Raw genomic sequence first — 14,758 nt, forward strand, 5'->3', positions numbered from 1 at the left:
TCTTTTAATACTTCTCAGAAACTATTTGATTATCACATTTAATAAAAAAAAGAGTAAAACTGAATGAAATAGTTTTACTCATTTTTTTATTATCTTATTTTTATCAGTCAATCATTGAATAGCCTCTGCCATGTATCGTTTGAATATATCTGTCTTTCTTCTCGCACTTTAACTTTTTTCTTACATACCCAATATATAAATCTACTACATTTGGATTTACTACTACGTTATATCCCCAAACTTGATTCAAAAGCATCTCACGGCTCAATATTGTGTTTTTGTTTTTGATTAAAAATACAAGTAAATCATACTCGCGCTTAGTAAGTGAGAGATTTTCGCCACCTTTTTTCACAATATTGCTAGATGCATCAACAAAGAGATCTTTAAACTGAAAAAATTTCATCTCATTTTGCTGGATATAGTCACTTCTCCTTAAAATTGCTTGAACCCTTGCTACTAATTCTTCTTTCACAAATGGTTTTCTTATATAATCATCTGCTCCTGCTTGTAGCCCTGCTATGCAATCCTTACTAGAAATATTGTCGGTCACAATAATGATCGGTGTGGTTTTAACAAGTCGTATTTGTCTGCAAATTTCTGGTCCCGATATACTTAATGAGTCCCAATCCAATATGATAATATCCCAATCTTGTTCATATATTATATTTAAACCTTGGTTTTCATTGTGAAGTTTTAAAATGAAATAGCCTTCTTGCGTTAGACCGCTTACAATTTTCTTTGCTGAAGACCGTTCATTTTTAATCACCAACACCTGCTTCACCGATGGTTCACCTCTACTTCAATATAACTTATTTAGATAAAAAATTATCCCCAAAAAACAATTTAAGATTTATAAATTTAAAACTCCTAAATAATCCATTAAAACAGTTTATTAGGAGAACTCTATATAATCTTACAATAGGTATGGATAAAAACACAAAACATATGAAGATTATAATAAAGCGAATTATCAATTGAATAGAGATGTTTATCCCCCACTGATTATCAGTCCTCACCAATCGGGCTTTTACTGGATAAAATTGTGATAGTTAAGGGATAACACACAAGATGCATTGATGATGTAATTGAAAGAACCAAGAAATTAGATACATTCTATTTTTAGAACCATAAATTTGCCACAAACAAAAAGAACCATAACCTCGCCAATCTGGCAAAATTATGGTTCATATCACAATGTAACTTAAACTATATAATGACCAATATTTAAATCATAAATTGGCCAATTATCAGCTTGTATTTAATAAATTTCATAACATATCTTAATTCTTATTAACCATATAATGTTCAAAAACCAATTATTTAACCATATAATGACCTAAATAAACAAAAATTAGCCTTTTCAAGATTCTATACCATAATAAAATAAATCATTTAATTTTAATTTTGTCCGATAACTTAATAATAGAAGAGAGTTTAATGATAATCTATATTTTCCGCGTTCAATTAGCTGAAGCCTATTATTGTCAATTTGTATTTCATAACAAAAACGCCTTCTATCTCCTTGAAAAAAATCCTGTATCCACTTATCTATAATGCAATATACTTGATTATTTTTAGGTATTTTTAGATTAGAAATTTTAATTACCATTTCTCCTAAGTTATCAGCAACCCATACATTCCATTTTTCTATATCCTTGTTAACAAATTTTAATTCTAAATTTTTATTGATACCAAGCCATTGATTACAAATTTGACAATATTCTATTGGTAGTTTTTCATGATGTGACGACTGAGAAGCCCTACATTCTACATTTGAACAGAACTGATGTAACTTTACATTGTGCTGAGAACAAATATTTAATAAATTTATCCCCCATACTAATGGCTCATAACACTTTATTCCATTATTTTTCCATTCCTCTAAACAAATTGGACACCATTTTTTTTCTTTTGTAAATAACTTTGAATAACTCATTACATTTTCCCATGGTAACATTGTCATATTTTTTGGGTTAGTAATTAACCTTAGTTCTTCCAGCGATTCTACAACGAGCCCCATCGTTTTACTCATACCATTCCTCAGTATCGGATAATAGGTATGCTTTGGGTGTACTGATTGATTTGGATGTAATTTAATTATATAAGAAACTAAGGCATGTAATGTTACATTATGAGCATCCGCTAACCTTCTTAAATAACTTACTAGCCCTTCTACCCTATTTGTTCCAATTCCTATAGGTTCCAAGGCATAAAACTCACTCCTTTTCGAAAATGAATAAGCAGCTTGTTTTTCTTCAAATATTTTAATATTATTCATCCTTCATTCCGCCTACTTTATCTCTTTTAGGATTTCTAATACCAACATTCTTTTTCTTCGAATTACCCTTTTGATTTACATTTTCATTATCGAGGCCTAACTTTATCCTTACATCCAATATCTTATCTGAATTCTCTATGAAACAAGCCTCTCCCTGTGAAAGTTCATCAACAAGTTTAGATACCTTATTTATAGAAAGAGCCGTATTTCTGAGATGTTGAATTTTTAATGACTTCTCATTATTTTCTAAAGCTAACCTCAGCGCTCTTGTTAACCAATCCTTTAATATCCCTACACAGCCTACTGTTCTTTCGTATAAATAATCCCAATTTTCCAATAATGAAGATGATGTTTCTATAGGAAGATATTCAAAAAGACCTTTAATAACACCTAAATAATTGATGAAATCTTGTTCATTAGATATGTCATACCTAGGGAAATGTATGTCAAAGGTTCTTCTCGCTAGTTGCCCATTTAAATTTACAAAGTTCTTAAGTTCGTATGTACCAACTAGTAATTGTGGAACTTTTGTTAGATTAGATAATGATTTAAGTGAGTCTAGCTGATCCAAATACTTTCTTGCTGATGGCACTTTAGTAAAATGCTGAGCTTCATCAACAATAAACACTTTTGGTTTCCGATAATAAAAAGCATTTTCTAATGACCTTCTTAGCGCCGGAGAAGTTAAATAATGTCCCTGTCCCACTGTTACCTTATCCCTCTTTTTTGGTTCGCTATTATTTTCATATATAATTTTCTTTTCAATTAATGGCTCTTCCATAGCTCGCAGTACTCTTACGTAAAAATCCTTCCAATTAAAAATACCACTATCAGGAGATATAAGTTCTATAGATACAAAAGGAAGAATAGACCTCTCCTTCTCTAATTCATCAAATAAGTTATTTATAATTTCTTTTTTTAATTCCTCTATAAGCGTTGATTTCCCAACACCCGATGGTCCCAAAACCATAATAATTTCATTACCAGAAGGTTTCTCTATCAATGATTTAAGTTCCGACATTACTTGATTCATTTTAGGATGGATTATCTTTACTCTTTTAAACTTATTTACTTTCTCTTCTAAAGTTTGTTGCCCTGTAGGTAACATATTTTCAACCAAATTCCCCACCCCTCTTCATTAATATTTTTAGTCTTCAATGACTTTGAAGTTTGGAATATTATTCACATCAATTTTTCTTGAATCAAAATTGGATTTTTGAGCAGCTATATTCTCTTCCAATCCAATTTCTTCAAAAGTAATACGAGATTTTCGGTTTTCTTTCTCTATTAAAGCTTGATTCATTACTTTCTCATGATTTTCAATTGTTGTTATAAAACTTGCTATGTGTTTCAAATTTACTCTTCCTTTAATATTTAATTTATATCTAATTTCTTCCGTAATACATTGCAGCTGTTTATGTGTTTTCCCATCAAGAAGATAATGGTATTCTGATATGCATTTAATCCACCTCTTATTTACATATGCATATAAAATTCCAACGTTAAAAGGATCATACTTTAAATCAACCTTTGTTTTTTCCGTTTTTGGATTTTTAAACTCTTCATTCCAATACCAAACATTATTAAACACAACTCCTTTACCTGGCTGAACTAAACCTTTTCCTCTAGGCGTAGATGGAAGAGTTGATAAGATGAAGCTCTGATCATATGAAATAAAATTCATTTCTCTCTCTCCTCCTAATGCAATTCCTAGCTCAAACTGTTTTTTAGGTGCTATTCCTAATCCAGCATGTAACGTATTTTCATAGTGCTCAATCCACTCATAAAACAAAGTATTTAACTTTTCTAATGTCCAAATTGCAGAGTTTTTCGGATTTGTACTCTTCGTAACAACTCTTACCTCTTTTGTCAGCTGGGTATTTCCTTGCAAATTGTGTATAAAAGAAGAGTTAGTTGTTCCAAATAAACGTTCTATAACACTTCCAAATCTAGCTTTAGCCGGTGGTCTTTTCTTTTTTATTATCCTATTTTGAGCACATAATACATCAAAATATAAGCTATGAAATTCTTTTCCACCATCAACTACAATGTTATTGGGTAATCGGAAATTTCTTCTTACACATTCTCGTAAAACCATCATAATTGAACGATGACTCGGTGGATCAAAAGTTATATAATGCGCTAAAATCCTCCTGCAATATGCGTCCATTAATAACGTAAGATATGGTCTACGAGTGATTCTTTCTTTCCCATCCATCAATACAAGCTCAATATCTAATTCTGTATGATCAATATGTGCAATTCCAAAAGGTATATCACCATGTTTAGGAGTATGTATCTCTAGATACCAATGCTCCATTGGATAAGCAGCTCTTTTACCTTTCCTACTTTTTACTGTTTCATAGTTTGAGTAGCTATTAACGTATTTCGTGAATGTTACATAACTAGGAATACTAAAATCTTTCCTCTTACATTTCTCTTCAAACAAACTATATATAGCTCTTACATTCAACTGCTTAATGTTATGATAGTGTTTTTCTATAACCTCTTTTATTAAGTCCTGAACAACCTTATCAATTTTCGACACCCTATTTCCTCTATGTTTCTTTTGTGGTATCAAACCTAAAAAACCATTACCATATAATCTTTCAGCTTCTTCAAACGATTTTTCCCATCTTCTTATAGTCCTATCACTGTATTCAGTATTTTCAGCACCTTGATTATGAGCCTTCAACAACTCATATCGACCATACGCTTCTTCAATATCTTTTGGAGAAGCGCCTTCTAATAAAATTTCCTTATATTCCTGTTGTTCGTCTGCGCTATTACTCTGGTCTAGAAATTGAATAGCACCTCTCTCATTAAGGATTTTAAAATTTTTTTGAGAAACGTTAACTAAAACATCTTCTTCATCTACCAACGATATATTATTACTTCCGATATTTATAACGCAGTATATTTTTCCATCCCATATTAACCTAGTACCTTGTTTAAGACGAGTAGATGTTAGCCTATATACTTCTTCACTATTAGTATTTTCAGCAAAAGTCATTTCATATATCTTTGATAAATCTTTATTTAAAAACAAAGGGACCTCATGATGTTCAATTAAAACATACTTGTATAAATCAACATAAATATGATTTTGAGCAATCATATTATAAATGTCATCTATAGTTAAAGTACTATAAGATTTCAAAATATCCTCAATTGTAATACCATATTTTGAAGATAGAATGTCTCGAATTAATTTTATTTTCTGTTCATCTATTTCTAGGCACTCTGATACATTTATGTAGTCCTCAAGTATTTGAATATTTCTAGAAAAACTCAAATTAATTTCTTTAGAACTCCTTAAATAAAACTTCAAACCAAATTTATTTGCAAATTTTTCTCCTGGTGGGCATCTCCAATTTCCATCTAAATCTTTAACATATCTATTAGGAGATTGTTGACTTAATTTTAAAAGTTCTTCTTCTGTTTTCCACTCTTCCCATCCGGCCTCATTTTCTCTTATAACGAAAAAATCTGGAGTAGAATTAACCGAAACCTTACGATTATTCTTAGACATATACTCCAAAAAAACTGTATTAGGTTGGTCATAGTATTCTAAAACTGAAGAATCATATTCCATTTTATATATTGCATTTAGCTCAACCTTATGGCTTTCAAATTGAATAGTCATCCCCATTTTTCTGCTGGGATAAAAACCTGATACATTCCCTCGTCCGCTTTGTACCTTTCTACTAGGCGGAGATGTTCTAATCTTATTAATTAGATCTTGTGCAGGGACAGACAATCCTTTTTCCTTACACCACTTAATAAATTCAGCCTCTTGTAACATATATTCTCCCCTTCGGAATAATGAATTGTTTTTCTATTTCTAAACGCACTTGATAGAAATACTCTTTCATTGGACGATTTTTAAAAAGGAATGGTAAGTTTAATTCTTCCTCTAATAATTTTCTAGTAGGAAAAACACCTTGTGAAAAATAGTTATAACAGACTTCTTGTATCTGCTCTTTTAAAGTAGACAGATACAGAAATTTTTCTTCAGTTTTTATTTGATAATTACGGTTTGAAATTTTCTTACACTCTTCAGGAAAGTTAGTATAAAGAAATTTCGTGCTACATTTTAAGTCTTTTGCAATATCAGCTATTGCCTTTACACCAAACTGTTCCTTTTCTGTTTCACTAAGATAAGTACTAACTTCTTCCTTACTTAATATAAATTTTTCTCTTTTTTTTATTGCTTGATTTATATCACTAAATAATATATTAGGTGTTATCTGTACCTCTTTATGATCTGTGTACAATACTTGGGCTGGAATCTTTAAAGTATAAGCAATGTCTAAAATCTTATTTAGCGGTGGAATAACTTCTTTATTTAGCCATCCCCAAGCTGTTGTTTTTGGAACACCTATGTAATTAGCAAACTGCTTTAAATTTCCATCAAAACTGACATGAAGGATAGAGGATAAATTCTCATATAACGAATAGAGTCTAAATTTATTTCCTTTGCTTTCGTCTTTAAAAAAGTTTTCTACACTTTGGGAAATACAATAATCTTTGTGGTCTATAAATTGGAGGGTATTAAGTGGTTTAAAAAGTTTCGATTGACAATAAGGGCATATACCAACCCTACTCTTTCTATGCAAAAATGGAATTAATTTATTACAAGTAGGGCATTCTTCATTTAAATAAATTTTATGATTTGTACATACACTGTAAGCTGTCATACACCAGATTAATGGATAGTACAAAGAATCCATCTCCATGAACTCTTTCAAACATTCAGGGCACCAAGCCAAATTCTTTCTTATTAAGCCCCTAGAAGGAAAAATCCTTCTAAACTTTGATAAAGTTAACTCTTCTAAGTTTCCTGTACCTGTAAGACGTTCTAAAGCAGTTACCATATCTTTTGCATTTTTTTCAGTACCATTAATTGTTCTTGCACCATCATAAAAACGATTTCCGCCCCTATCTATACTGTTTAACAAATATTGTTTCCCTAATATAGGCGCTATCTCGTAAGCCAATAACTCCCCAAAATGAACAGCATGCGTTTCCGCTAGTCTAATAAGATAACTCGACAAGGATTCTACAAATGGGGTATCTCTTCTTTTTGGACATAAACCGTATAATCGACTTCTGATCAAATGATGCGACAATTAGTTACCTCCTTTAATGCTATTATTAAAAATATAGACAACTATCCAAAGACTTAACCGTATATTGACCGAAAATTTCAAGAATATCTTTTTTATGCAAGCCCTAAGAATTTGATGCATGAGTAGCTCTTATTTTAAGTTTAATCAAAATAGATTTCTCCATTATTTTTAGCAACCTATTTTTATGAAAAAATTCAATCCCAATTTCAAATAAAAGTTAATATAACTGTAATTAACTTTTTTCACACTTCAAAGCATTGAAAAACACCGTTACTATATTTTAACGTAAACATCCAATTTTCTTTTCGAATGTTATGTAAAACAAAAAAGAAAGATAAATGATAAAATATATACTATATAAACATATAAGGAGATATTTTATGAAAAAAAACTGTGTATTTTGTGGAGAAAAGATTACTGGTAAGAGTAAAGAGCACATCGTTCCTCAATGGTTAATGCGTCTTACTGGAGATCCTAATAGGCAGGTTAACTTAGGTATCGACTTTCCTAAACAAGCTAAATGGTTTGAAAATCCTGATAGTTTCCTACGAAAATTTAGCTTTAATTCCTTTCAATTTCCTGCATGCTCTAAGTGCAATTCGGATTTTTCAGACTTGGAGGATAACACCAAATTAGTTATTGAGAAGCTATTAAATAAGGATACCATTAATATAGGAGAAATCGACACTTTACTCGATTGGTTCGATAAAATTCGTATTGGACTTTGGCTTGGATACTATTTTTTAAACAAAAATATAACAGGTATAACTCCAAAATTTGCTATAGCTAAACGTTTAGGTGCAAAAGATAGAATGCTTGCCATCTATCGTTATAATGACGTTACGGATGGGATAAATTTTATAGGAACAGATACATTGGCTTTTCAGCATTCACCAACTTGTTTTGGATTTAGGATAAATGAATACTACTTTTTTAACTTATCCACGGATTTCCTATTTTCAAAGAATCTAGGTTTTCCATATCTTTCAAACCCTACATATGTTAAAGAAAACAATGACTCACCTTTAGTCATAGCGGGGGACCTTGTTACCGGTAGTGAGAAAATTAAAAGCAAAATCTTAAAAAAGGATATTTTATATACCCCTGCTCAGTTTATACAGCCTATCTTTAATAATCGCCTTGCCATAGAAATGGATCAAGATTTTTATAAGAATAATGATTATGTAAATGAAAATACTCTATCACCTGATGATGGGAAAGGTGCTATATTCATCAATGAATCTGGAAGAAGTTTCAAAGGTATTTCCGATCCTAGTTTTAAAATATCAAATAATATCATTGATCACTCTTTAAATTTATCTCTAGATGATTGGACGCATAGATTTTGTAGAATGATATATGACTATCAAGTACATATGCTTGCACATACACCAAGCACCCATTTATTGGATAAAAGTTTCCAAAAGTCAATACAACTAGATTTTAAAGTGGCCAAACATTACAATAAAACCATGATGGATATATACGCAAGCAAAAATTGATTAACAGTATCTTATATAAATATATTTTTGGATGAACAAAAAGAATCTATTTAAAAGATAATCAAAATTAAAAGAGACCATATATCAATATTCTACGGTCTCTTTTTTGCTTAACCAATATACGCTATATGCTATGTAATTGAGTGTACTCTTCTGAAAGTTTCAATAATCTTTTTAGTGTAATAGCAATATACATTGGTACTTTCTGTTTTTGTAAATTTTCAGCATTTTTCTTTATCTTATCCAATACCTCTATCTTTTTATGCAAATCAACATACCTTATATCAAATAATTCCGAGCGAAGTTGTAGTAATAAGTCTGTTTCTATTTGTGATATAAGCACAATAATCCCTTCTAAAATTTCCGGATTTTCTTTTGAAATCTCCTTAGACAATTCCTCAAAATCATCCTTCATTTCTACAAGAAGTTCTTTTAGTTTCTCAACAAACTCCGCATTATTCTGTAGCTCACCTTGGATTCTATTTCCCAATCTATCCTGAAGACCTTTTTGTTTATCTTCCTCATTTTTAACTTGGGCGTTTACCTGCTCCACAGCAACACGATAAGCAACTAACCCACCTATACAGCTTCCTATCACTGTACCAATAAAACCTAAAGAACTAGTCCAAATTGTATCCCACGGTTTTTCAAACTTATCACGTAAAATAAACATTACTATAAATATCGAAATAAAACTCCCCATTAATAAACCAAAAATAAAGCTAGTTCTATTCAAAACTTTCTTCATACTTGTTAACCTGCCAATGATCTTATCTTATTTTTAAACTTCTCAACAGTTGGTATAATAGGCATTCCATCCTCTTGTGCACTTTCTAAAACCACCTCTAAATCAACTCCTACACTCATTTCATCCCCCTCATCACCTGTCGGGGCATTATTATTTAAAGATGAAGGGGATTCTCCCTTTAAATGTGGTGGCAACTCCCTTAGAGCCTCATATGTTGAGCTTGGATCCTTACGAGAAATCCTTTGGACTTTGTCTGGAATTTTTATTGATTCTTTGAGTCTAAATAAAATTTTAATATGTCTCTTTATAGTATCAAATGAATAAATTTTCCCACATTCTTCACAAAATATTTGATCATCTATACTATCAATATCAAAATAAATTCTGTTATTAAAGCAGGACGGTCTAGAACATTCTGCGTAAGAAACAATATCAAAAATCCCTTGATCACCTGTAAAATACATAAAAAACTTTACACTTTCATTTACGGTTATATTCTGTTCTAGAGCAAATTTATATGGACTTATATATTTTCCATTTTTTGATTGTTCCGATCTAATGAATTGGTCAAACTCATCAACTGAAATTTGAGGGAATAAATCCTGAAGATCTGTTATTTTAAAAATATGAGTTAATTTTTCGTAATACAAAATCTTCTTTCTCCTTTCTATCTGGATTTCTCATTTTATGGTAATAATGTAAAATCAAAGAGTCACTTCGCGACTCTAATCGTACTTCAACATATTTCGGTTCTTCTGTATTTTCTGGATTCTCTAAATACCATAAAAAGCCCGCTTCATACATTTCATCACTCTTAAAAATAAGCTCTTTTAAATGCCAATATACTTTGGATCCATATATAGGACTTCTATCATCTGTTCTAGAAGAGGCACGGGTTAATTGCCCTTCTCGAAAAACAAATCTAAAAACCCACCCATTTGCAAATATTGTATTTGCACACGTTTGAGAAATATCTTGATAAATTACAGATTTTATTTGCTGAATATAATCCTCTTCACTAGGAAGACCTTTTTCTACTAAGAATCCCCTTATGTCATTATCCGTATTCTCTGGAACACGCGCATTTAAAATGTCTTCAGCTTCAGAACTCAGTTCTTTAAACAGTGACGAGATAATTTTTTTTGGTACTTCTTCATTAAACCCTATAATATTTAAACCTAATGGTTCAAACGGATTAATTTCTTCACCTTGTTGCACGAAACCATTCAATAAATCTTTCAAATGAGTAAGAACATCTAACGGGTCCGATCCAAAATTATCCAATAAATTTTGATTAAATCTAATAATAACTAAATTATGTTCCATATCAATAGTAATAGCTGAGAAAAAATTGTATTTTTCCGAATTCAATTCTACATTCCCAATTTTAATTATAAAATTGATACTCTTCAGATTATAGTTATTACTTTCTATTCTAGTTGTACATAATGAATATTTGTCAGTTTCAATATCACTAATAAGTAGTCTATTATATTGAAGCTCCGGTCTGCTTTCTAATAAAGAAATAATATCTTCTAATGGCGTATCCTTATTAAATACACATTCATTATTTTGGTACACATAATGCCAGTTATTTGTTGAATAAAATAATTGTTGATACATAAAGGTATCAACATTCTCCTCAGAGAAATGTTCTCCAGATTCTAACTCTTCTTTTATCATATTCTGAATAGGTGTATATCTATCCTGTCCAGCTTCTGGAATAATACGTACAGAGCGCCCAGGAACTTGATAAGATCTAAAGAATTTTTCAAAATCCTGTTTAAAGATATTTCTAAGTGTAGCATGAGTTAACAAATTTAATCTCCCCCAAAAAATATTCATTCAAATATCAATATTCCATAGTAATAATTTTACAATAAATTAGCAACTTCGACACATTAAACCAATAAAAAGTTAAATTTATCTTGTTAAATAATCATTTCTTTTTATAATCTAAAAGGGAATAAATGTTTACAAAATTCAAAAAATATGATATTATAAAATTCCTGTGGCGGAACTGGCAGACGCGCCCGCCTTGCAAGCGGGTGTCCTTGGACGTACGGGTTCGATTCCCGTCAGGCTCATCAAAAAAGGTACCTTTTTAAGGTGCCTTTTTGCGTTGTTTTATATCTTATAATCCTTTTATTAAATTAATGAAATTCATTAACATTTTCAACATCATAGCAAATTAAGTACTATAACTATTTTTTAGGGGGCCTAAATTTGTCTGTTACAACTTTTATTGCAATTGCTGGATTAACTCTTGGTGTTATTAATACTGGTACAACAATTTATAATGTATTTTTTAAAAAGGATCCTACTCCTAGCTTAGATGTTTACTACGATAATGCATCATGGAGATATTTTCCCCATAATGACAAAACTCAATGTCAAATCCATATAGATTTAACAGTTATTGCTCGAAACTCAACTAATGGAATTAAAAAAATTATTTTTAAAAATAAAAACCATGCCGAAGTTTTTGGGGGTATGATGGAGAAAAATAACTCAGTTACTTTTTTTAAAATCGAAGATAATGTATATGGGAGCAACCTTTTCTCCAAATACAACCATGAAGCACTTAGAGAATATATAATGAATGGTAACAAAAATAATCGTCGAGATGTTAGAAATATTATATTACAGAAAGACCATGCTTACAGCTTTTCATTGGTTGAAAAATTTAATGGCCAAAGATATTCTGATGGTTACGACGACATTCCTGTTGATGGATGGTGGATAGAAATTTTGGATTCATCAAATCAAAAATTTGAAATTCAAATTAATTTTCAATATAATACATAACACTTTGAGGCCGTACCAATTACGGTCTCTTTTCTGTCTAGTTAAAACTTAGATACCTTCTATATGAAAGTATCTTTTTATTCTATGTCCCATTCAATAACGAATTCCTACCCACACATATCATCTTTTTGATATAAACATACCTATTAAATACACTAAAAAAGAGAAGGATACCTTATACTTCTCTTTATAACCAATTCTGTTTATTTTTTATAATTTTAATTCTTGATTCCAAGACTGTACCAAATCATAATTCAATTCCATTTTAATAAATTCAAGTAACAATTGATGCAAATCTTCAGTAGGTTGGAATGCATCTTTATTTTTTTCTGCAATTATACGAACTAAAAGATTATTTATGAAATACTTCATTGTTGAAACTCTTTCAGACTTATCCTTCTTTATTAATTGAACAATCTCCACTACTAGTTCTTCAGTGAACTCTTCTTGATTAAACGTCCATTTATGCTTTAATACATTATTAGCTAAATTGAAATCAGAGTACTCATATACAAAAATCCAAAGACTATAATAGATTCTATATTTTAAAATCTCCTCATAACTATAGTTCATATCCAGCTTCACGTTTAAAAAATTTAATTCCTCTAAAAAAGTAAAACATAAATCCGCTTTTGCAAGTAATTCTTCATCACCTTTAAAATCTTCGTATATTTCGCTCCTTCTCACCGCATCATACGCACGAATTAATTCAATTGGGGCATATTTTAAATTTAATTGAATATGTTTTTTGATTCCTTCAAAAACTGTTTCCTTTTCAAATTTATCCTTTAACATATCTCCCTTATACACGGTTTCTATATCTATGTACTTTGTTACTTCATATAAAATTGGGGAATACAGATTTTGATAACATTCTTTTAAATATTTTTCCTCTTCTCGTTTTTTTGTGAAATGGTGGGAAGCATATTGTGCCATTATACCCGCGCAAGCTGTAAAAAAAAATGTGGCAATAAATGCCCAATCTGTTCCTGTTATTTCTCCTAGAATCATATTTATAACTCCTCCCATTATCCCCGTTTAATTCCCGAAAGTTTATATATTCTAGAAATTAACATTTAAAAACTTTCCCCAAACGGATGTAGCTTTGAAATAAAGTTTGATCAAAAATACCTCGCAATCCCAAGTTTTACGATAAATAAAAAGAATCCATTTTGAAGAAAGATTGATCAAAATGGATTCTTCTCCAGCGGATTTAAGCTTGGTTTTTATAAAAAAGATTGATCATTTTCTACCTTTAATCTTCAACAATCGCGCCCGATTGTTGAAATCTTTGAAACAACTCTATTGTTACGAACAAATATTTATCTTTTTAAATTTCGCTTTTTCATCATTGTTATTGCCTGAAGTAAACCGCCAGTAACTTTTCCACCAGCCATCCTATTACATACGAATTTAGCTGAAAATTGATTTATGAAGTTGTCCTCACTACTAAACGTTTTGTTTGTTCCATACGCATAAATTCTGGTAGTATCAAGAGCACGAAAACTATCAATTGAAAGTATCGAGGAATCAACATTACCCATTGGAAATAGAAGGAGATCAAAAGATTTGCTATTCGACCAATGCTGTCTAATACGTCTATTAATATCATTCGTTGTACCAATGTACACTTGTGAATATTCATCAAGTATCATTATGTAATAACCTGCTTTTCCATCATACAAATTAAGATCATACACCTCAGTGAATTGACTATTCCGTTCAAGAAACTCTTCTATTTCTTTACAAAATTCGCTGTGATTTAATAAAGAGAAATATTCCATATTTAAATCAAAATTCTCTAAACAGTCCTTAAGTTGTTTTTCACACCATTGTTCCGTGTATATCTTACCTTCTTCATCAGTATAAATATCCCTAGAAAAATGAACTCTGAATGAGCTTTTATTATTAATAATTGCATATTTTTCTCGTGTTAACTTCAATCCTCTTTTGCCCTCAAGTACCTTCAATCCAAAATGATATGCCATAAGTCACCCGCCTTTTTTTTTCGCATAAGAAAATTTAATACATAACTATATGCATTTATATTATCTTGAAATCAAGTTCTCAACAATATGGCCCTTTAACGGAATAATCTTTTCACGCACGATAAAACACCCCTTTATTTAGATAAAGGGTTAGCCAAAAGGGGTGAAGCTTCGCAACATTTTTATAAACATCGTGACTTTGTTTTAAACATCGCGACTTTATTTTAAATCCACAACGGAACCAATAAACCATAAACTGACCTAATATAAATAAAACCATAAGTTGTCCAAAATGGCCAACT

12 protein-coding genes are annotated in these 14,758 nt (G+C 30.5%); 2 read left to right on the forward strand and 10 right to left on the reverse strand.

The window, feature by feature from the left end:
• Window positions 1–103 precede the first annotated feature (103 nt).
• The 5 genes from H6481_RS17740 to H6481_RS17760 form a co-directional block, all read right to left on the reverse strand.
• Window positions 104–781: a response regulator transcription factor gene (locus tag H6481_RS17740; protein ID WP_025118102.1), complete on the reverse strand. Its 678-nt coding sequence runs from the start codon at window positions 779–781 to the stop codon at window positions 104–106.
• A 579-nt stretch (window positions 782–1,360) separates the two neighbouring features.
• A complete protein-coding gene (locus H6481_RS17745) occupies window positions 1,361–2,278 on the reverse strand; it encodes a TniQ family protein (RefSeq protein ID WP_182812518.1) in 918 nt (305 codons plus the stop codon).
• Window positions 2,271–3,398, reverse strand: a complete 1,128-nt coding sequence (locus tag H6481_RS17750) for a TniB family NTP-binding protein (RefSeq protein ID WP_259347373.1) — start codon at window positions 3,396–3,398, stop codon at window positions 2,271–2,273. The genes H6481_RS17745 and H6481_RS17750 overlap by 8 nt, the downstream gene beginning before the upstream one ends.
• 27 nt (window positions 3,399–3,425) lie before the next feature.
• Window positions 3,426–6,083, reverse strand: a complete 2,658-nt coding sequence (locus H6481_RS17755; protein WP_182812521.1) for a Mu transposase C-terminal domain-containing protein — start codon at window positions 6,081–6,083, stop codon at window positions 3,426–3,428.
• Window positions 6,067–7,410, reverse strand: coding sequence for a TniQ family protein (locus H6481_RS17760; protein ID WP_182812524.1), 1,344 nt, complete (start codon window positions 7,408–7,410; stop codon window positions 6,067–6,069). Before H6481_RS17760 ends, H6481_RS17755 begins: the two co-directional genes overlap by 17 nt.
• A 380-nt stretch (window positions 7,411–7,790) precedes the next feature.
• Here H6481_RS17760 and H6481_RS17765 point away from each other — a divergent pair, with 380 nt between their 5' ends.
• Window positions 7,791–8,912, forward strand: coding sequence for a hypothetical protein (locus H6481_RS17765; RefSeq protein ID WP_182812527.1), 1,122 nt, complete (start codon window positions 7,791–7,793; stop codon window positions 8,910–8,912).
• Between the two features lie 124 nt (window positions 8,913–9,036).
• Here the strand turns inward: H6481_RS17765 and H6481_RS17770 are convergent, their stop codons facing one another.
• Genes H6481_RS17770 through H6481_RS17780 form a run of 3 tightly spaced genes read right to left on the reverse strand, consistent with a single transcriptional unit; the run spans window position 9,037 to window position 11,478 of the window.
• On the reverse strand, window positions 9,037–9,660 hold the full coding sequence (locus H6481_RS17770) for a hypothetical protein (RefSeq protein WP_182812529.1): 624 nt from the start codon (window positions 9,658–9,660) through the stop codon (window positions 9,037–9,039).
• Window positions 9,661–9,665: 5 nt separating this feature from the next.
• Window positions 9,666–10,310 (reverse strand): hypothetical protein, encoded by a 645-nt coding sequence (locus tag H6481_RS17775; protein ID WP_182812532.1) that lies wholly within the window; start codon window positions 10,308–10,310, stop codon window positions 9,666–9,668.
• Window positions 10,279–11,478 (reverse strand): hypothetical protein, encoded by a 1,200-nt coding sequence (locus H6481_RS17780; RefSeq protein ID WP_182812535.1) that lies wholly within the window; start codon window positions 11,476–11,478, stop codon window positions 10,279–10,281. The genes H6481_RS17775 and H6481_RS17780 overlap by 32 nt, the downstream gene beginning before the upstream one ends.
• A gap of 408 nt (window positions 11,479–11,886) precedes the next feature.
• Here H6481_RS17780 and H6481_RS17785 point away from each other — a divergent pair, with 408 nt between their 5' ends.
• Window positions 11,887–12,468, forward strand: a complete 582-nt coding sequence (locus H6481_RS17785; protein ID WP_182812538.1) for a hypothetical protein — start codon at window positions 11,887–11,889, stop codon at window positions 12,466–12,468.
• Window positions 12,469–12,678: 210 nt separating this feature from the next.
• Here H6481_RS17785 and H6481_RS17790 read toward each other — a convergent pair whose 3' ends face one another.
• Both H6481_RS17790 and H6481_RS17795 read right to left on the reverse strand, forming a co-directional pair.
• Entirely contained in the window at window positions 12,679–13,479 is an 801-nt protein-coding gene (locus H6481_RS17790; protein ID WP_182812541.1) for a hypothetical protein, read from the reverse strand.
• Window positions 13,480–13,790: 311 nt separating this feature from the next.
• Window positions 13,791–14,456, reverse strand: coding sequence for a GIY-YIG nuclease family protein (locus H6481_RS17795; RefSeq protein WP_182812544.1), 666 nt, complete (start codon window positions 14,454–14,456; stop codon window positions 13,791–13,793).
• Window positions 14,457–14,758: the final 302 nt, after the last annotated feature.

Origin of the sequence: Bacillus sp. ME78, from assembly GCF_903970865.1 — a bacterium.
Lineage (GTDB): Bacteria > Bacillota > Bacilli > Bacillales > Bacillaceae_G > Bacillus_A > Bacillus_A cereus.